We start from the raw sequence: 19,593 nt of genomic DNA on the forward strand, positions 1-19,593 counted from the left end.
TGGGTGCGGGTGGTGTGGGTGCGGTGGGGTGCGTGGGGCTGCTGCGCGGGGCTTGTTCCCCACCCCGCCCCTTCCCCCTGTGACATTTGTGGCTCCGCCGCGGGTGGGGCAAGCCCCGGACCGCGGACGCCATGCGCGCGTGTCCTCAAACGCCGGACGGGCTGGATGTGGCTGAACTGGAGTCTTGGAGTGCGGATACCTCGAGCGCGGCCACCTCGAGCCGGGGCGGAGCCCCCGGCTCGGGTGACCCACCCCGGCACCCTCCAGCCCGTCCGGCGCTTGAGGACCGGGGTCTGGGGCGGAGCCCCAAGCGCCCACCCCCGCCACTTCAGCCCGCCCGGCGTTCGAGGAGCGGAGTCTGGGGCGGAGCCCCAGTTGCGGGAAGGGGCGGGTCGGGGAGAGCCCCGCGCAGCGGAGACGGCGCACGCCCCCTCACGCCGGCGGCTCGGGCACCGCCACCTGTGCCGGCACCCCCGCCCCCACCCGCACGCACGCCGCCCGCCGTCCCGGCCCCGCCTCCCGCAGCGCCTGGTCCTCCGTACCGCACTCGTCCAGCGCGACCGGGCAGCGCGGGTGGAACGTACAGCCGGGCGGCAGCGCCGACGGATCCGGCGGGTCGCCCGGCAGACCGCGCGGGGCCCGGCGCGAAGCCGGGTCGCCGATGCGGGGGAACGCCGCCGAGAGGGCCAGGCCGTACGGATGCCGCGCGTCGGTGAAGACCTGGTCCGCCGGGCCCTCCTCGACGACCCTCCCCGCGTACATCACCGCGAGCCGGTCGCACGTGTCGGCCAGCATCGACAGATCGTGGCTGATCATCAGCAGGCTGATGTCCTTGTCCGCGACCAGCTGCTCGATGAGCCGCAGAATCTGCGCCTGGATCATCACGTCCAGCGCCGTCGTCGGCTCGTCCGCCACGATCAGCCGCGGATCGCACGCCAGCGCCATGGCGATCATCACGCGCTGCCGCTGCCCGCCGGACAGCTCGTGCGGATACGCGTCCGCGCGCCCCGCCGGCAAGCCCACCTGTTCCAGCAGATCGTCCGCCCGCCGCCGCGCGGCCGCCGCGGTGGACTTCTGGTGCAGCAGCACCGGCTCGGCGATCTGCTCCCCGATCCGGTGCACGGCGTTCAGCGAATGCATCGCGCCCTGGAAGACGATCGAAGCCCCCGCCCACCGTACGGCCCGCAGCCGCCCCCACTTCATGGTGAGGACGTCCTCGCCGTCGAGCAGGATCTCCCCGCTCAGCTTCGCCGAAGCCGGCAGCAGCCGCAGCAGCGCCAGCGCCAGCGTCGACTTCCCGCAGCCCGACTCGCCCGCGATGCCGAGCTTCTGACCGGCGGACAGCGTCAGATCCACGCCCCGTACGGCCCGCGTCCCCGCGCCGTACGTCACGTGGAGGTCCTTCACCTGGAGCAACGCGCTCATCGGGTCGACACCCCCAGCTTCGGGTTCAGTACGGACTCCACCGCGCGCCCGCACAGCGTGAACGCCAGCGCGACGGCCGCGATGGCGATGCCGGGCGGCGCCAGATACCACCAGTGCCCCGACGAGACCGCGCCCGCCTCCCGCGCGTCCTGGAGCATGCCGCCCCACGAGACCACGTCCGGGTCACCGAGGCCGAGGAAGGCGAGCGTCGCCTCGGTCAGGATGGCGTTGGAAATGCCGAGCGTGGTCTGGGCGAGGACCAGTGGCATGACGTTGGGCAGGACGTGGCGGCTCATGATGTGCCCGTGGCCGCCGCCGAGCGCCGTCGCCCGTTCGATGTAGGGACGCGACTCGACAGCCAGCGTCTGCGCCCGCACGAGCCGCGCCGTCGTCGGCCAGCTCGTGACCCCGATCGCCAGGATCACCGTCCACACACTGCGCGACATCACCGTCGCCAGCACGATCGCGAGCACCAGCGTCGGCATCACCAGGAACCAGTCGGTGATCCGCATGATCACGGTCGAGAACCAGCCGCCGAAGTGTCCGGCGAGGATGCCCACGAGCGTACCGATGGCCACGGACAGCGCCGCCGCCATCAGGCCCACGGTCAGCGAGATGCGCGCGCCCCAGATCAGCAGCCCCAGCAGCGAGCGCCCGAACTGGTCGGTGCCGAGCGGGAATTCGCCGCTCGGCGGCTCCAGCGCCGACCCGGGAGCGCTCGTGACACTCTGTACGTCGCCGCCGACGAGCAGCGGCGCGGCCAGCGCCACCAGCGCGATCACGGCCAGGGCGCCGAGCCCGAAGAGGCCCGCCCGGTGCGTACGGTACGCACGCCAGAACCGGACAACGGAGCCGCGGCGCCGCGCCCAGGCGAGGGACGAGGCGGTCTGAGCGGCAGGTGCGGGAACAGTCATCGGCCCACCCGGGGATCGAGCAGCGGATAGAGCAGGTCGGCGAGGAGATTCATCACGATCATCGCGCCGGCGAAGACGACGAACAGCCCCTGCACCAGCGGCAGATCGGGCACGCTCAGCGCCTGGTAGAAGAGCCCGCCGAGCCCCGGCCAGGAGAAGACCGTCTCGACGAGGATCGAACCGGCCGCCACATGGCCGAGGTTGATGAAGACCATGGTGACGGTGGGCAGGAGTGCGTTCGGTACGGCGTGATGGCGCCGCACCAGGTCGTCGCGCAGCCCCTTCGCGCGCGCCGTCGTCAGGTAGTCGCTGCCCATCTCGTCGAGCAGTGAGGCCCGCATGACCAGCAGCGTCTGCGCGTACCCGACCGCGACCAGGGTGACGACCGGCAGCGCCATGTGGTGCGCGACATCGGCGACGTACGCGAAACCGGTCTCGCCGCCCGTCTCCATGCCACCCGTCGGGAACATGCCGGGGATCGGGCCGATGCCCACCGAGAAGGTGATGATCAGCAGCAGTCCGAGCCAGAACGACGGCACGGACCACAGGGTGAGGGCCACCCCGGTGCTGACCTTGTCGCCCAGCCGGCCGTGATGCCACGCGGAGCGTGTGCCGAGCCACAGGCCGAGCGCCGAGTAGATGACGACGGCGACGCCGGTCAGCAACAGCGTCGCGGGCAGCTTCTCCACGATCAGCTCACCGACCGGTGCGTGGAACTGGTACGAGATGCCGAGATCACCGCTCAGCGCCTTGGCGCAGTACTCCGTGAACTGCTGCCACATCGGCAGGTCGAGACCGAACTGGCGCCGAAGCGAAGCCAGTTGCTCGGCCGACACCTGGCGGCCGTGCGTCATGGTGCGCACCGGGTCGCCGGGGATGATCCGGAAGAGGAAGAAGCTGGTGACGAGTACGGCGAAGAGCGAGACGGCCGCGCCGCCGAGCTTTCCGGCGACGTACAGCAGATAGGCACGGGCGGAGCGGGCGCGGGGGCCGGACGGCCCGGTCTTCACCGGGACCGGGCCGTCGGCCGTGCCCTCCGCGAGGGGGGCGGTGCTTGCAGTGCTCATGTACTACTCACGGTCTTCCGCGGTGGAACGGCGGCGCATGGCGACGAAGGCCCCGAGCCCCGCGACGAGGACGACGGCCACACCGATACCGACGACGAGACCGGTGGAGGAGCTGCCTCCGCCGGAGGTGTCGTCGACTTCGGCGGGCACGGCGGACCACCAGCTCCAGTAGCCGTCCTGGCCCCACAGATTGCCGCCGGACTCGGGCATCGTCGTGATCGCCCTGATCTGGTCGGTACGGTACGCCTCGACCGCGTTCGGGTACGCCATGACATTCATGTAACCCGTGTCGTAGAGCCGCGACTGCATCTGCTTGACGAGATCGGCGCGCTTGGCCTCGTCGTACTCCGCCGTCTGCTTCGCGTAGAGCTCGTCGAACTTCTTGTCGCAGATGAAGTTGTCCGTCGCGCCGGTGTCCTTCGGCGTGGACGGCAGCGCGGCGCACGTGTGGATGGAGAGGACGAAGTCGGGGTCGGGGTTGACGGACCAGCCGTCGAAGGCCAGGTCGTACTCGCCGGCCAGCCAGGGGTCGGAGACGTTGTCGAGGCAGTCGACCTTGAGCCCGATGCCGAGGTCGCCCCACCATTCCTGCATGTACTTGCCGATGGCCTTGTCGTTCGGGTCGGTGGCGTGGCACAGGATGCGGAAGTCGAGCGCCTTGCCGTCCTTGCCGACGCGCTTGCCCGCGCCGTTCTTCTTGTAGCCCGCCTCGTCGAGCAGCGCGGCCGCCTCGACCGGGTCGTACGCGATCTTCTGATCGGCCGTCGGCTTCCAGTGGTACGCCGAGAAGCGCGGCGGGATGTACCCCTCGCCCTCGACGGCGTGGCCCTGGAACACCTTGTCGATGATGGTCTTGCGGTCGGTGGCGGCGAAGAGGGCCTGGCGCACCTTCGGATTCAGCAGCGCGGGGTGGCCGTCGCCGAACTTCTTGCCGTCCTTGGACCGGGCGCCCGGGTTGGTGGCGAGCGCGTAGAAGCGGCGGCCCGGCGCGTCGTTGACCTTGATGTTCTTGGAGGCGGCGAGGGATGCGGCCTGGGCGGGGGTGAGGTTGGACGCGAACGACACCTCACCCTTCTGGAGCGCGGCGACGGCCGCGTCACCGTCCTTGTAGTACTTCAGGACCAGCGCGTCGAACTTCGGGGCGCCGCGCCAGAACTTCTGGTTCGGCTTGAACTTGACGTACTGGTCGACCTTGTAGTCCGTGAGGACGAAGGGACCATTGCCGACGACCGGGAACTTCTTGTCGTTGTTGAACTTCGAGTAGTCGCCGACCTTCTCCCACTCGTGCCTGGGGAGGATCGGCACATCGAGCGCGGCCATGGTGGCCTGCGGCTTCTTCAGCTCGATGACCAGCTGGGTGGGGCTGGGGGCGGTGACCTTCTTGAAGTTGGCGACGAAGCTGCCGTTCGCGGTGGCCGCGCCCTCGTCGGTCATCATCTTGTTGAACGTCCAGGCGGCATCCTCGGCGGTGGTCTGCTTGCCGTCGGACCACCGGGAGTTCTCACGGATGGTGTACGTCCACGTCAGCTTGTCCGGGGACGGCTGCCACTTGGTGGCGAGGCCCGGGATGGCGTGGTTGTCCTTGGCGTCGTAGTTCGTCAGGTTCTCGTAGATCAGCCGGTGGACGGTCGTGGAGACCAGGCGCTGGGCCAGGAACGGGCTGAGGGAGTCGACGCTCTGCGAAACCGCGACGGTCAGCGTCCGCTGCCCGTCCGCCTGCGCCTCCTGGGGGGCGGGATTCAGCGGGGTCGCGGCTCCGGCGGCCAGGGCCAGGGCAGCGGCTCCGACGGCGAGCAGCGTTCGGATTCGGGGGGAGGGCGGGGTACTGCGCGGAACTGTGGTGTCCATAGGACTTGACCTCGCGTCATCACTCGCTCGGAAAAGGCGTGTTGAGCACTGATGTCCAGCTCGTGCAGCGAAGGTCTATCAGCGCCGGTCCGGCGCGTCAACGATGCCCGAAACCCCGTGTGTACTGCGGGAATACCGCAACGGATGACGGGGGCGCGTGTCGTGGAAGCGGTGCGCGCCCTCATTGGTCTACACCCTTGTCGCCCTCCTGGTGAGGGTCTGGCGGAGACTGCGATCGCCCGGGGGGCGCGAGTGATCCGGTTTGATAATTTGGGCAGCTCCACCATCCGCTTCTCGGGGGACCCCTTCATGAGCCAGCCCTGGCAGCCCCAGTACAACCCGGGCAACCAGCCACCACCCGTGCCCCAGCAGCCGCCGGGGCCCCCACAGGGGTTCGGCGCCCCGCCGCCCGTGCCGGGGCAGTTCCCGATGCAACCCGGCCCTCCTGGCCCTGCCGGCCAGCCGGGCCACCCCGGCTTTCCCTTCCCTGCGCCGTACGGACAGCCGCAGAAACCACCCGGGAGCCCGGCTGGGGCGTTCTTCCTCGGGCTGCTCGTCTCCGTGGTCGTCGCGACCGTCTACAGCTTCGTCATGTACGCCACGTTCGAAGACCAGTCGAAGAACACGGCGCAGGCCATGTACGTGATCCACGCCCTGCTCAACGGAGCGGCCGTCGGTGCCGTCGTCGGCCTCGTGGGCCGCAGTCGCGGCGGTGCCAGGATCTGCGGGGCCGTCGTGGCCGTGCTCGGAGGCTTCTTCGGCTACACCAACGGCGTGGTGCTCATTGCCTTCGACTCCGGCTGGCTCGAGGACATGGTGCGGTTCGACCTCTTCTTTCCGGCCAAGAACTGGTTCGGAAGCGACGGCGTGACGCAGCTGATCGCCGTGCTGGCTCTCGTGGGAGCCGCGGCAGCCGCCTGGGGACTCGCCTACGCCATCGGTAAAAACCGCCGCTGACACCCTTGGCGCCGTACGGAACCGACTTCGCCCCGCCGGATCACGTCCGGCGGGGCGAAGTGCTGTCACGGCACCGGCGACTCAGGTCAGGTCGAACTCACCGTCGCGCGCCCCGAGCACGAACGCCCGCCACTCGGCTTCGGTGTACCGCAGGACGGTCTCGGGGTCCATGGACGACCTCATCGCGACGGCCCCGTCGGGCAGGTACGCGATCTCGACCCGCTCCTCGTTCTCGCTCGTGCCGGGGGCGCTGTGCCACTCGACGCCAGAGATGTCGAGGGCATACAGCTCTTCCTTCTCCTGTGCGCTCCCCATCAGTCAAACTCCCTTTCGCGAACGGCAGGACGTCGTTTCGGGCATCTTAGGCCGACTCGATGTGCCTTGCGCATAAGCACCTTGTAGCAACTCACTCGCACGAGCGATGGATCCGAGTGCTACTGCTGTGTCCAGCCGGGGCCGGGCTGCTGCGGGTTCTGCGGCTGCGCCGGCGGTTGCTGCTGCCAGCCCTGGCCCTGCGGGGGCTGCTGGCCCGGCTGCTGCCAGCCCTGGCCGGGCGGGGGCGCGGCGCCGGGGTGCTGCTGCGGCGCGTAACCCTGCGGGGGCTGCTGCTGCGGGGCCTGCTGTTGCGGGGCGAAGCCCTGGCCCTGCTGGGTGCGGGCGATGTCCTCGGCGACGAGGGCCGCGATGTGGAAGTACGCCTCCCGGGTCTTGGGACGCATCATGTTCAGGTCGACCTCGGCGCCGGCCGCGAGGTGTTCGTCGAAGGGCACCACGACGACGCCGCGACAGCGGGTCTCGAAGTGCGCGACGATGTCGTCGACCTTGATCATCTTGCCCGTCTCGCGGACCCCGGAGATCACCGTGAGCGACCGCTGGACCAGGTCGGCGAAGCCGTTCGCGGAGAGCCAGTCGAGGGTCGTCGACGCGCTGCTCGCCCCGTCCACGGACGGGGTCGAGATGATGATCAGCTGGTCGGCGAGGTCCAGGACCCCGCGCATCGCGCTGTAGAGCAGCCCGGTGCCGGAGTCGGTGAGGATGATCGGGTACTGCTTGCCCAGGACTTCGAGCGCACTGCGGTAGTCCTGGTCGTTGAAGGTGGTCGAGACCGCCGGGTCCACGTCGTTGGCGATGATCTCGAGTCCGGACGGCGCCTGCGAGGTGAAGCGGCGGATGTCCATGTAGCTGTTCAGCTGCGGGATCGCCTGCACCAGGTCACGGATGGTGGCGCCGGTCTCGCGCCGTACGCGTCGGCCGAGGGTGCCGGCGTCCGGGTTGGCGTCGATGGCGAGGATCTTGTCCTGGCGCTCGGAAGCGAGCGTGGCGCCGAGCGACATGGTCGTCGTGGTCTTGCCGACGCCGCCCTTGAGGCTGATGACCGCGATCCGGTAGCACGACATCACCGGCGTACGGATCAACGCCAGCTTGCGCTGCCGCTCTTCCTCTTCCTTCTTGGCGCCGAGCTTGAAGCGGGACGGGCCCGAGTTGTTCTTGCGGGCCTTGGGCTGGTTGCGCAGCAGCCGGTCGGAGGAGAGCTCGACGGCGGCGTTGTAACCGAGCGGCGTGCCGGGCGCGGCCTGCTGCTGCGGGGCACCGGCCTGCGGCCCTGCCGGGGCGGTCCAGCCCTGGGAGCCGTAGGCGGGGGGCTGCTGCTGGGGCGCCTGTTGTGGGGCGTGCTGCTGCGGCTGCTGCGGCTGCTGCTGGTACTGAGGCTGTTGGGCCTGCGGCTGCTGCGGCTGCTGATGTGGCTGCGCCTGCGGTTGCTGCTGAGGCTGTGCGGCCTGCTGCGGGGGTACCGGCTGGGCGACCTGCGGGTAGCCGTAACCGGCCTGCTGTGGCGGGTAGTTGTAGCCGGGCTGCGCCTGCTGGTGGGGCTGGTGGGGCTGCTGCGGGTGCCCGGGCTGGGGCTGCGCGCCCTGCGGGGGCACCTGCTGCGGCTGCTGCTGCATGGGCTGCGGCTGCGGCTGCGCGGCCTGGGGCGCCTGCTGCTGGGGCTGCTGCGGGTAGCCGGGTGCGCCGGCCTGGCCGCCCTGCGCCGGGTACCCCGGGTGCTGCTGTGGTACGGGCTGCTGCTGCTGCGCCGTCGGCAGCGGCTGCGCAGCGCCGAAGGCGCCCTGCTGAGGGGGCTGGTGCTGCGGCGGCTGCTGCTGGGGGAAGGGCTGGGGGTAGCCGTATCCGGCTGCCTGCGCGGCCGCGGCCTGCGGGTCCGGCGCTGCGGCCTGCTGCGGTACTCCCTGGACGGGCTGGGCGGGCGGCTGCGCGGGCTGGTAGCCCTGCGGCAGCGGCGGAAGCTCCTGCGCAGCCTGCGGCGCGGGCTCGCTCTGCGGCTGAACCTGCGCTGCGGGCTGGGGTTCGGGCGCGGCGGGCGCCAGCGCTGCGGACGCGGCGTCGGCCTCGCCACCGCCGGCGGCAGCCTCGGCCCGCGCGTCCGTCGCCGAGTCGGAATCGGCGTCGCCCTCGGCGCCGGACGCGGTTGCGGAGCCACCCGTCGCCTCGTCGGCACGCTCCTCCGCCGGTTCCTCGTCGTCCGCACCACCGAACAGCGCTGCCGCTTCGGCATCGGCGGCGGCGTAGTCGGGCTCGGGGATCTGCTGAGCGGGGGCCTGCTGCTCGGGGACGCCCGCCTCCGGGGCAACTGCCTGGGCCGGGACGGCCTGCGCGCCCTCGTCGACCGGACGCAGTACGGGAAAGCCGGGAGCCGGCGCCGGGGCCTGGGGAGCGGCGGCCGCTATCGGCTGGGCAGGCGCCTGCTGCTGCGGATACCCGTAACCGCCGGACGGGTCCTGCCCCTGCTGCTGCGGAACAGCGGGCGCGGCCTGCTGCGGGACGGCCGGTGGGGCCTGCTGCGGGACGGCCGGCGCGGGCTGCTGGGGGTATCCGTAACTACCCGGCGCGACCTGCTGCGGATATCCGTAACCGCCGGCCTGCTGGGGCGCTGCCTGCTGAGGCGCGCCGGGAGCCTGCTGCTGCGGAAACCCGTAGCCACCCGTCCCGTACTGGTTCGCCTGCGGCTCGCCCGGCGCGTACTGCTGCGCCTGAGCATGCCCTTGCGGCGAGGGCGGCCCCGGCTGAGCCGGGCCACCCTGACCCAGCGGCGGTCCGGTCGGCGGCGGGGGAGACGCAGGTCCGGCGTTCCCCTGTCCGCCCTGCGCGGAGCCACCCCGCGTGCTCTGGTCGTACCAGGCAGGAGGCTCGTAGACGATTTCGAACTCGCCGGTGAGATCCAGCTCGCGGTCGTCCCCGTCCGAGGACTGGCCGCCGCCGTCGTACTCGGACCGATCCCTGTTCACTGCTTTGCCTCCTGGTCAGCCACTGCTGCTGAATGCGTCGTCGCGGTCGTGCGGATGGGTGGCGCGTCCTACGCGGCTGCGACGTTCACCGCATCACCAGAAGACTAATCTTTCGCCCCACGGTACGGAAAAGCGCCCTTGCGTGCGGACCCGCTCCGCTGTTCCCCCGGAGCCCACCCGCCCCACACCCGCTCCACGACCCGCGGCGAACGGCACTCAGTCCAGGCGGCGGGCCATGCCGAGCAGACCCGTCTCCGCGTCCGTGGGCTCGGTCATGACGTACTTGCGATGCTTGCGCGTGCACCACAGGGCGACGTTGTCGGAAAGAGTCGGCAGCATCTCGAGGTGCTCCGCCGGAATGCCGAGTGTCTCGCGTACGACGTCGGTCTCCTGGGGCGAGATGCGCTGGATCCCGACCAACTGCGCCTGCGCCAGCCAGCGCGGCGCGTGCTCGCCGACGAACGGCAGCACGGTCACCACGGCCTGCCACGGCAGTGAGGTCACCCGCCCGCGCGGCGGACGTACGCCACAGTCGCGGATCAGCACCACCGGGCTGGAGACGGAAGGGCCCTGCGCGGGCACCCGTCCCACCGGATAGACCGTCATGCACTGCTGACCGCCGCCCGCCGCCTGGGCGAGCTGCTGCCAAGCCTGCGGACGACCGGTCTCGACGGCCACACGCGCGCCCGTCGCGGCCGAGCGCAGCGCCAGTACCTGGGCGATCCACAGGCCGCCCACGACGACGACGTCGAAGGGGGTGGGCCGGGCCAGGCCGAGCACCGCGGGCTGGGACTGTGTGTCGGTGCCGATGATCACGCCGTCGTCGCCGATCGGCATGCTGATCGCCGCGATCTCCTCGGCGGTGACGACATGACGGGTACGACGCGGTCCGCGCAGCCCGAACCCCGGGCTGAAGATGCGCCGTTGCTGCTCCGGCGTCTCGGGGCGGATGATCGGGATGAGGCCGGTGTCGGTGGGCGAGGCCACATGCGCGGGTGTGCGGGCGGCGGGGTCCTGGCCGCGCTGGCCCGGGTTCATGGTCGGCGTGGGGTAGGACATCAGGACGTACCTCCGAGCGGCAGGGTGGCGAGTGCTCCGGGGACCTGTTCCCGGTCGAGGCGCACCAGGCCGACCTTGGACGCGCTCGCGGCGCGCTCCAACTCCCGCCTGACCTGACCGAGTTCGTTCTCGCCCCGGCCGGTGATGCGCACGTGCCCGGCGACGGAGATGCCGCGGTTGCCTGCCTTGCTCAGGGTCATGCTGAACGTCGTCGCGAGTACGGGCAGCGAGGTGAACTGCGTGATGAGCCGGGGCAGCGCGACTCCGCCGTCGCCCAACTGCGGCCAGCGGGAAATCCAGTACGTGGAGTGCCACCGGTCGTCGACCCGCCAGCTCCGCACGGACTCGACCGTACGCCGCTGAGCCGGGCGCCCGTCCTGGCCGCGCTGGGCGTTGTTCGCCCGCGGGTTGAGGCAGCTCGACGTCGCGAGCGCCTGTACGAGCTCGCTCTCGTCCAGGATGGTCGCCTCGAAGCCGGCTCCGGCGAGCCTGCTCGCCAGCTGGTCCGCCACGCGCAGCAGCGCGCGCTGGGTGCCGGGGACGCCGTCGCCGCGCGCCTCCACCGCCTCGGGGCACAGTTCGGGGTCGAGCTTGAGGGCGACCCAGGTGAGCCGGAGCGCGGGAGAGCCGGCGTGGGCCTGGAGAGGACCGTACGACCGTGCGGCGACGGACTGCTGGGGCAGATGCGGCGCGGGCGCCGGCTGGGTGTGCTGCACGACCTGCGCGGAGGCGAGCCGGATGCCGTCGACCTCCAGGGCGTCCTGGACCAGCTGGAGCGGCAGCTGCCGCCCGGCGAACCCGGGCCGCAGCGGCTCGTCGCCCGGCTGCACGAAGAGCACGGCGGTCAGGAACGACCCGTCGCCGATCATGCCGATCGAGCGGTCGTCACGGGAGACGAAGGTGTACGTCCGCAGGGCGGAATCGCACTCCACGGTCGGGGCCAGCAGCGGATCCGTACCGGGCGGGACGGGCAGCTTGGCCTCCCGCTGGCGGCGCTTGAGGGCGCGAGCCGTCTCGTACCACTCGGGCAGCGGCCGGTGGTGCCGGCGCAGGATCGCCAGGAGCAGCAGCAGCGCGGCCACGGCGCCGGCCGGGGCGAGCAGCCAGCGCTCGGAGGTGACCCAGGCGACCAGCATGACGGCCGCCGCCAGCTCGACCAGGATGAGTTGCTGGAGCCGCAGCGGACCCAAGCCGCCGGGATGGGGCAGCGTGCGCGGCGCCGCGGAGTTGTTGGCCGCGTTGTTTGCCGCGTTGTTGGCCGCGGGAGCCGGGGCCGGGGCGGCTCTGCGGCCACGGCCCGGTTGCTGCTGTGCGCGGCGTCCGCGCCGAGTGCTCGTAGCGCTGGTCATCCCCCGGGACATCCCTTTCGCGAAGTGGTGGCCGTCGTCGGTGCCGATCCGTCGGTGCGGAGCTCAGCGACGGGGCCTGGGGCCACAATTGCCCACGTCAGTTGTGCGAGTGGTCACGGTACCCGTTGATGAACACGGGGCGACACAGGTGCCGGGCTACGAACATGGCACAGGCCTGTGAAGATGCGGCGGGGACCGCGCACCTGGTGGATCACGGTCGTGTGGAGCAGTGCATAGTAGGTGGCCTGTTCGGCAGAAGCACTCTTTACGCATACGCACGACTACGCACGACCAAACGGGAGAGCCAGGACCATGGCAACGCGTCGGGATGAGCTCGCCGCCTATACGTTCGCTCGCAAGCGCACTGTCGCAGCGTTCCTGGCACCTTCGCCCGGAGGCTCCGACGAGGGAGCGCCGCGCCCCATTCGCACCGTGATGCCCAGCTTGGCGGTGGGTGTTGTGCTGGTGATCGGCTTCATCGCCTGGGGTGTGCTCAAGCCGTCGGCACCCAAGGGGTGGGACACCCCCGGTGCGCACATCATCGTCGACAGTGATTCCACGACGCGCTACGTCGTGATCAAGGACAAGGCCGAGAACGGCAAGCAGGTCCCGACGCTGCACCCCGTCCTCAACTACGCCTCCGCCAAGCTCCTTCTGGACAAGGGCAAGGGCAAAGTCATCGAGGTCCCCGGCAAGGACATCGACAAGAGCGGCATCCCGCACGGCGCGACACTCGGCATCCCGTACGCCCCGGACCGGCTGCCCACCAAGGAAGACGCCGAGAAGGCGAAGACGTGGGCGGTCTGCGAGCGCCCCGCACCCGGCTCGAACACCGCCATCGACCGCGCCGTCTTCGTCCTCGACGGCGACGACGCGAAGTCGGTCGCGAACGCGGGCAAGGTCGACCCGCGCGAAGCCCTGTACGTCGTCGACGCCAGGACGAAGGCGGAATACCTCGTCGACGGCAGGGGCAGCGCCTTCGTGCTCGGCGGCTCGTCGGGTCTCAACGCCACCAGGATGCAGCAGCTGCGCGCCGCCGTCATCGGGCAGGCGGCCGAGCCGCAGCCGGTGAGCACACAGTGGCTGAAGACCCTCAACCCGGGCGGCGAGATCACCTTCCCGACGGTGGAGTCCAACGGGGCGCGGACCACGGTCCAGAGGCTTCCCGCCGAGGCGGGGACGGTGGGCCGGGTACTCAAGGCGCAGGACGCCCAGGGTGATCAGTACTACGTCGTACTCAAGGACAGGGTCGCCGCGATCACGCCTTTCGTCGCCGCCCTGCTCAAGAGCTCTCCGTCCGCCGCGCAGGCGTACGGAACCGATGAGGTCGCCGACATCAAGGCCGACACCTCGGCCATCATCGAGGCCAACGGCGGCCAGAAGTACGGGTTCTACGGCGACAGGGGCTGGCCGGAGACCGTTCCGCAGCAGGCCAACCCGGTGGCGACGGCGACCGAAGCGGCCCGTACCACCTCGTGCAGTGTCTACGGCGGCACCATCGGAGCGGACCTGAAGCCGAAGCTGGCGGCCTGGGCCGGGACGACGTACCCCAAGAAGGTCATCGCCGACTCGCTGAACGCGTACGTCTCTTCGGGCTCGGGGCTGCTCTTCCAGGAGGTCACGGGCTCGGCTCAGGGCGGCGGCGCGATGTACCTGCTGACGGACACCGGCCTGCGCTACTCGCTGCCGTCGAACAACGACAGCGCGGCGGACAAGGCCGGCACGGGGTCCTCGTCGGAGGGCGAGGCGAGCGAGACCGACAAGGCGCGCACGCGACTGGGATACGAGAAGGTCACCCGGTCCGCGGTGGTGCCGCAGCCGTGGGCGGAGTTCATCCCCAAGGGCCCGACGCTGGACACCGGCAGCGCGGCGCAGCCGCAGAGCCAGTGAGCCCAACGGGCATAAAAGCGGCGGCACTTGGTGTTGTCGATCACACAACCGTCGCGCGCGTGTGTGAACTCTGTAACTGATAACTCGCACATGTGGATGTGTGACGGACGGGCGATAGAGTGGTTGCAGCGCTCATTGATGTGACGCTTATCCGGGAAGTGGCACAGGCTTCCCGGACCATCATCGACATGGGGGAAGGTTCACCATGGCCGGGCAGTTTCGGGTAACAGAAGATGAGCTGGCCAGGCTCTCGGGCCAGATCACCACGGTGAATGGTCAGATCCAGGGCGAGATCCGCCGTCTCGGCGGAGTGATCGACCAGGTCGCGAGCGGCTGGCAGGGCCAGGCGGCCAAGTCGTACCACGAGCTCCAGAACAAGTGGAACGAAGAGGCGAAGAGGATGAGTGAGATCCTCGAGGGCATCAAGGAAGCGGTGGACTCCACGCGGAGCAACTACACCGCGTCGGAAGAGCAGCAGAACGCTGAAGTCAGCAAGATCATGTCTGACTTCGGCTGATCCACTCTTCCCCGACTTCCCAAGTCTTCTTCCTGAAAGGGAGCAACGATGTCGATTCTCGTCAATTACGCCACCATCACCAACGCGTCGACGGACGTGAAGAACACCGCCGGTCGTATCAAGCAGCAGCTTGACGACTGCGAGGCCGCAGTAAGGCGCGTCGCCACCACCTGGGAAGGTGAGGCGCAGGAGGGTTACCAGCGCAGGCAGCGCGAGTGGGACAAGACGGCGGCCTCCCTGCACCAGACCTTGATGAAGATCTCCGCGGCGCTGCAGAGCTCGGCCGAGAACTACCAGGCCACTGAGAAGAGCAACGCCAACACCTGGGGCTGATCCAACCCGCGGTGACGAGATGGGCCGGCCCGGCCGACGCCATGGCGCGTCCGCTGGGCCGCCCCACTTCTACAAGACCCAAAACTGCGACCAGAACTTCAACCAAAGCTTCATCTAGAGCTTCGAAACCGAAGCAAGAATGCCTGGGGAGCCTGAACATGGGGGTCCTGACACCCCGTCCGCGTAGGCGCACGAGTGGAACCCGCACACTGCAGCGGGCATTTGGCGTGCTCGCGGTCACGGGGGTGTGTCTCGCGACAGCCCCGCCGACGTCGGCCGCGACCACTCCAACCCACCTCGCGGACTCCGACGAGCCGTCCTTCGGCCTGTCCTCGAGTTCCGAGTGCACCTTCGGCGGCGACATCATAAAGTCCACGCCGTGGTCGCTCCAGCGCGTACTCCTGGACCAGTTGCGCGCCCAGGCGACCGGCCAGGGCGTCACGGTCGCCGTGATCGACACCGGCGTCGACGACAAGAACCCCCAGCTGCGCGGCGCGATGGCCGCGGGCGGCAAGAACTACGTCGGCAAGGGCGACGGCACGGAAGACATCGAGGGCCACGGCACCCGGGTGGCCGGCATCATCGCGGCCCGCGAGATCCCGGGCACCGGCTTCGCGGGCATTGCACCGGAAGCCAAGATCCTCTCTCTCCGCTACACAGGGGGAGAGGAGAAGCAGGGTGATTCGGGCACGATGTCCGCCGCGATCCGCGACGCGGTCGCCAAGGGCGCGGAGATCATCAACATTTCGTCGGACACGGCGAACAAGAAGGACAACCTGCCGCTGCGGAACACCGTGGCGGCCGCCGTGGAGGCCGGCGTCCTGATCGTCGCGGCCTCCGGCAACGACGGCGCCGACGGCAGCTCCGCCGACACGTACCCGGCGTCGTACCCCGGCGTACTGGCGGTGGCGGCCTCGGACCGCAACGACGAGCGGGCGTTCTTCTCGCAGGCGGGCGACTTCGTGGACATCGCGGCCCCCGGCGTCGGCATGGTCTCGACCGTCCCGGTGAAGGGCCAGTGCACGGCGGACGGCACGAGCTTCGCGGCCCCGTACGTAGCGGGCGTAGCGGCACTGCTCAAGGAAAAGCACCCGGGCTGGTCGGCGACCCAGATCACCACCCGCCTCCAGGAATCCGCCAACCGCCCCGGCCGAGGCCCGAACCGCTACCTGGGCTGGGGAGTGGTGGACCCGGTAGCCGCCCTCGCGGACGACTCCACCCCAGGCACCCGCCCGGAACCGGACCCACAGGTGACACCGGGCGCGGGGGCGGTGATCCCCATGGAAGTAACGATGGGCGAGACAGAGGCGGAACAGGAAAGCCGGATCGCCATGTACGTGGTGGGGGTGGGCTTGCTGCTGGTGCTGTTGGCCAGCGGCAGCGGGATCGCGGTGCGCGACTGGCGAAACAAGCACGCCAGGCAGACAGGTTAAGGAAACAGGGGAGAGGACACGGGGTATGAGCAGCGGAGTGCGGGTCGATCTGAGCGCGCTGGATGACGTCATCCGGAAGCTCTTGGGTCTCCTTGGCGACATGGAGTCAGCCAAGACCAAAGCCAAGTACGAAACGAACATCCCTAGCAGTGCCTTCGGCAGTGACAAGTTCCTGGAGTCGAACGCACTGTACTCGGCTCACGAGGATGAGAAGGTCCGGATCGAGAACATGATCCGGGGACTTCACGACTTGATTGAGAAGTTCGGCACGAGCGCCTCGAAGGTCAAGGACAAGTACGCCGACCAGGAGCTCGCGGTCGAGAAGAACATGGGTGGCGGCTCCGGTGAGTCCAAGGGCTCGGCGTTCTAAACGGCTTACAGGCATCAGTCACTGACGGAGGGGATGTTCGAAGATGGTGTACGGCGGTTATCACCCCACGCCCGAGCAGATCAAGGCAGGGCAGGAGGCGCGAGAGCAGCGCCTCCAGGAGAAGCACGACGAGCTGCTTGAGGAGCAGCCCAACGGAGGTAAGGGGGGGCCGGACCGTAGTCAGATCGACACGCCCCTCATGGACCAGGGAATTCCTGCCCTGAAAGACATGATCATGAACGCGGATCCGGACCGGATCTACGAGGTCAGTCAGCACTGGAAGCAGGTGCACAACATCCTCTCCGGAGGAGATGGTGACGGCAAAAGCGGTGGTGTGGACTCGGTGTCCGCCAAGGACAGCGTCGCCGGCATGCTGCAGACGGCCGTCGACAACGTTATGGAGCACTGGGAGGGCGAGGCAGCTCAGGCGTTCCAGCGCGAGGCGGCCAAGCTTGCCCAGAAGGTCCGGAATAGCTCTGCCTGGGCCAATCGCAACGCGCAGATGATGGATGCTGCGCAGCAGGACCTGCGCGCATCCAGGGAGAAGATGCGGGACATCAAGGAGCCGTCCGGCTGGGACAGGGCTTGGGACAAAGCGTTCGACGATGAACGGAACGACACTCGGCTGCTGGAAGACATCAAGAACGGTGCCAGCACGGAAGCTGCGGCGAAGGCGAACGCGGATTCACTGTCGCTGGGCAAGCAGAAGCAGTTGGAAGCTGTTGCGGTCATGGAGCAGCTGGCAGTCAACTACAAGGCTTATGCGCGTCCGGCCACCGATGAGAAGAACCCTGGGGATCCCTACGCCCCGCCGAGCCCGAACGTTCCCATGCCGCCGCCGATCTCAATGCCGGCTCCTGCGGGCAGTGGCCCCGGTGCGGCAGGTGCTGCCCCCAAACCCTGGAGCGCTGGTGGGACCAGCAGGATCGGTACGGCTCCGCAGGTTCCCCGTGCCAAGGGAATTACAGGGGGCTCCCAGCTCCCGCCGACGACCGGGACGAACGTTGACAGCATCAAGCCCGGTCTGACAGGACCGGGCCTCAGCCCGGGGCCCGTCGGCGGTGGCGGCGGTGGCGGTGGCGGCGGAGGAGCCACCCCCCCTGGCCTCATGGTCCCCGGGGGCTCCGGAGGAGGTGCTCGCCCGGCCGGCGCCCGGGGCGGGATCAGTCCCGTTGCTGGTGGTCGAGGCGGTAGCCCGAGTGGCGCCGGAGCCACGGGCCGTAGCGCCGGAGGCCGACCCGGCATGGGCGGCATGGGCGGTGGCGCCGGAGCTGGCGCGGCCGGCCGTGGTGGCGCCGGTACCGGTGGCCGTGGGGCCCTTGCCAAGGCTCGCGGCGGCGTAGTCGGGGCGGCCCAGGGCATCACCGCCAAGGGAGCCGGTGGCGGCGCGGGCCTGCACGGTAGCCGCGGCGGTATGGCGGGTGGGATGGCTGGAGCTGGAGGCATGGGCGGTCGCAACGGCCGTCGCCCCGGCGAGGAGAATGAGCGGGGCGAGCGTCCCGACTACCTTGTCGAGGACGAAGAGACCTGGATCTCGGAAGAGGACCGCAACCGGAACGTGCCGCGCAACATCGAGTAGGCACACACGAGCGAGCCGCACGGCTTATTCGTGCGGCTCGCCTGTATGAAGGCTGGCGTCACCAGTCGTAGTTGAGTGAGGAGCAAGGAATGGGTGTCAAGCGAGTCTGGTCCACGGCGGGAGTCGTGACGCTGACAGGAGCCTTGCTCCTCACTTCAGCCCCCGTTGCCTCGGCCGATCAGGTGCGAGACAAGCAGTGGCCGCTGACGGTTTATGACGCGGAGAGGGTCTGGTCGATGTCTCAAGGGGAAGGCGTCACTGTTGCTGTTGTCGATTCAGGTGTAGATGTCAATCACCCGGACTTGACTGGACAAGTGCTGGAAGGAAAGGACTTCTCCAGGGAGAGCAGTGACCCTCACCAAGACAACTACGGTCACGGCACAGGGATGGCCAGTCTCATTGCTGGGCATGGGCATGGACTGAACAACTCTCTTGGAGTGATGGGTCTCGCGCCGAAGGTGAAAATCTTGCCAGTCAAGGCTTTCAAGGGCGAGGAGATGGATTCAACTTGGCCTGAGGGTGTGCGTTACGCAGTAGATCAGGGTGCCAAGGTAATTAACCTTTCCTTTAATGACCCCGGCGCGTCCCCGGGAACGAAGGGTGCCAAGGCAATTACATATGCGCAGCAAAATGACGTCGTAGTCGTAGCCGGTGTAGGGAACGACGGAGGAGCCGTCAAGTATCCCGCTGCCCTTCCGGGAGTGGTTGCTGTGACGGCAGTAGATGAATCCCTAAGTCTCTGGGATAAGGCAAACTCCGGCAACGGGGTAACGCTCGCCGCTCCGGGAGCGAAGATCCCGCGAGCAGATCCTCCGAGTCAGCGTGGCTACGCCGAATCGAGTGGCACCTCTGACTCAACCGCCTACGTTTCGGCAATCGCAGCCCTAGTCCGATCGAAGTACCCGGACTTGACCGCAGGCCAGGTCATTAACCGCCTGATCAAGTCCGCCTCATTCCTCAAGAACGAGGTCAGCGAGGTTCCCGACCGTCAGTACGGCTACGGGATCGCACGCCCCGGTTCAGCGCTCACGATGGACATCCCCAAGGGCCCCAAGGAGGGCCCCCTCGCGCAGGCCCCGTCGTCCACGTCCTCGAAGGCCGGCAGCGCATCGCAGGGCGACGACAGCACCACGAACCAGGCCAAGAAGAATAAGTCCTCCTCCAGCGGCATCCTCGTAGTCGCCGGCATCGTAGCCGTAGTCGTAATCGGCGGTATCGTCTTCGCAGTCATCCGCAGCCGCAGCAACCGCAATAACGGCGGTCCCGGCGGCGGAACTTCTCCCCAGGGCATGGGCTACCCGAGCCAGCCCCCGTACCCGACGGCCCACCAGCCGAATTTCCACGCGGCGCCCGGCCAGCAGTACCCCTCACATCCCGGCCAAGCCTCACAAAACCCCAACCCGTACGTCCAACAGCCTCCAACGCAAGGCCAGTAAGCCCGGCCCTCTCATGTGTGCGCCCAGAATCTGCCGGGTCAGCTTCCTTCCTGGCAAATTTGCGAGGTAACTGTTCAGCCCGAGTGAGCAGCGGTCAGATAGCTAGTGGCTGAGGCTCTGTGCCCTGGC

The 19,593-nt window shown here is 69.1% G+C and carries 16 protein-coding genes; 8 read left to right on the forward strand and 8 right to left on the reverse strand.

The features are described from left to right. Positions 1–432 precede the first annotated feature (432 nt). Genes AC1P0E_RS25025 through AC1P0E_RS25040 form a run of 4 tightly spaced genes read right to left on the reverse strand, consistent with a single transcriptional unit; the run spans position 433 to position 5,254 of the window. Positions 433–1,425 carry an ABC transporter ATP-binding protein gene (locus AC1P0E_RS25025; RefSeq protein ID WP_482744361.1) on the reverse strand — a complete coding sequence of 331 codons (993 nt, stop codon included), beginning with the start codon at positions 1,423–1,425 and terminating at the stop codon, positions 433–435. Further along, complete coding sequence (locus tag AC1P0E_RS25030; RefSeq protein WP_482744362.1) at positions 1,422–2,339, reverse strand: ABC transporter permease; 918 nt, start codon at positions 2,337–2,339, stop codon at positions 1,422–1,424. Before AC1P0E_RS25030 ends, AC1P0E_RS25025 begins: the two co-directional genes overlap by 4 nt. Further along, a complete protein-coding gene (locus AC1P0E_RS25035; protein WP_482744363.1) occupies positions 2,336–3,406 on the reverse strand; it encodes an ABC transporter permease in 1,071 nt (356 codons plus the stop codon). The genes AC1P0E_RS25030 and AC1P0E_RS25035 overlap by 4 nt, the downstream gene beginning before the upstream one ends. A gap of 3 nt (positions 3,407–3,409) precedes the next feature. Further along, on the reverse strand, positions 3,410–5,254 hold the full coding sequence (locus tag AC1P0E_RS25040; RefSeq protein WP_482744364.1) for an ABC transporter substrate-binding protein: 1,845 nt from the start codon (positions 5,252–5,254) through the stop codon (positions 3,410–3,412). A gap of 309 nt (positions 5,255–5,563) precedes the next feature. Here AC1P0E_RS25040 and AC1P0E_RS25045 point away from each other — a divergent pair, with 309 nt between their 5' ends. Then, positions 5,564–6,211: a hypothetical protein gene (locus tag AC1P0E_RS25045; RefSeq protein WP_482744365.1), complete on the forward strand. Its 648-nt coding sequence runs from the start codon at positions 5,564–5,566 to the stop codon at positions 6,209–6,211. Between the two features lie 81 nt (positions 6,212–6,292). Here the strand turns inward: AC1P0E_RS25045 and AC1P0E_RS25050 are convergent, their stop codons facing one another. The 4 genes from AC1P0E_RS25050 to eccE all read right to left on the reverse strand — a co-directional run bounded on the left by AC1P0E_RS25050 (position 6,293) and on the right by eccE (position 11,906). Then, positions 6,293–6,526 (reverse strand): DUF397 domain-containing protein, encoded by a 234-nt coding sequence (locus tag AC1P0E_RS25050; RefSeq protein WP_482744366.1) that lies wholly within the window; start codon positions 6,524–6,526, stop codon positions 6,293–6,295. 119 nt (positions 6,527–6,645) lie between these two features. Next, a complete protein-coding gene (locus tag AC1P0E_RS25055) occupies positions 6,646–9,498 on the reverse strand; it encodes an SCO5717 family growth-regulating ATPase (RefSeq protein WP_482744367.1) in 2,853 nt (950 codons plus the stop codon). A 216-nt stretch (positions 9,499–9,714) separates the two neighbouring features. Further along, the gene (locus tag AC1P0E_RS25060; protein WP_482744368.1) at positions 9,715–10,557 is read right to left on the reverse strand and encodes a hypothetical protein; all 843 of its coding nucleotides are present in this window, start codon (positions 10,555–10,557) and stop codon (positions 9,715–9,717) included. Continuing rightward, on the reverse strand, positions 10,557–11,906 hold the full coding sequence (gene eccE, locus AC1P0E_RS25065) for a type VII secretion protein EccE (protein ID WP_482744369.1): 1,350 nt from the start codon (positions 11,904–11,906) through the stop codon (positions 10,557–10,559). Before eccE ends, AC1P0E_RS25060 begins: the two co-directional genes overlap by 1 nt. Positions 11,907–12,218: 312 nt before the next feature. Between eccE and eccB the strand changes: the two genes are divergently transcribed. The 7 genes from eccB (at position 12,219) to AC1P0E_RS25100 (ending at position 19,464) form a co-directional block, all read left to right on the forward strand. Further along, the gene (eccB, locus tag AC1P0E_RS25070; RefSeq protein ID WP_482744370.1) at positions 12,219–13,796 is read left to right on the forward strand and encodes a type VII secretion protein EccB; all 1,578 of its coding nucleotides are present in this window, start codon (positions 12,219–12,221) and stop codon (positions 13,794–13,796) included. Positions 13,797–14,001: 205 nt separating this feature from the next. Then, on the forward strand, positions 14,002–14,313 hold the full coding sequence (locus AC1P0E_RS25075) for a WXG100 family type VII secretion target (RefSeq protein WP_482744371.1): 312 nt from the start codon (positions 14,002–14,004) through the stop codon (positions 14,311–14,313). A 48-nt stretch (positions 14,314–14,361) separates the two neighbouring features. Next, positions 14,362–14,646 carry a WXG100 family type VII secretion target gene (locus AC1P0E_RS25080; RefSeq protein ID WP_482744372.1) on the forward strand — a complete coding sequence of 95 codons (285 nt, stop codon included), beginning with the start codon at positions 14,362–14,364 and terminating at the stop codon, positions 14,644–14,646. Positions 14,647–14,891: 245 nt separating this feature from the next. Next, complete coding sequence (gene mycP / locus AC1P0E_RS25085) at positions 14,892–16,079, forward strand: type VII secretion-associated serine protease mycosin (RefSeq protein ID WP_482744373.1); 1,188 nt, start codon at positions 14,892–14,894, stop codon at positions 16,077–16,079. Between the two features lie 25 nt (positions 16,080–16,104). After that, positions 16,105–16,449 (forward strand): hypothetical protein, encoded by a 345-nt coding sequence (locus AC1P0E_RS25090; RefSeq protein WP_482744374.1) that lies wholly within the window; start codon positions 16,105–16,107, stop codon positions 16,447–16,449. Between the two features lie 43 nt (positions 16,450–16,492). Then, complete coding sequence (locus AC1P0E_RS25095; protein ID WP_482744375.1) at positions 16,493–18,028, forward strand: WXG100 family type VII secretion target; 1,536 nt, start codon at positions 16,493–16,495, stop codon at positions 18,026–18,028. An 89-nt stretch (positions 18,029–18,117) separates the two neighbouring features. Then, positions 18,118–19,464, forward strand: coding sequence for a S8 family serine peptidase (locus AC1P0E_RS25100; RefSeq protein ID WP_482744376.1), 1,347 nt, complete (start codon positions 18,118–18,120; stop codon positions 19,462–19,464). Positions 19,465–19,593: the final 129 nt, after the last annotated feature.

This window comes from Streptomyces sp. TRD_SC_5, assembly GCF_056836825.1.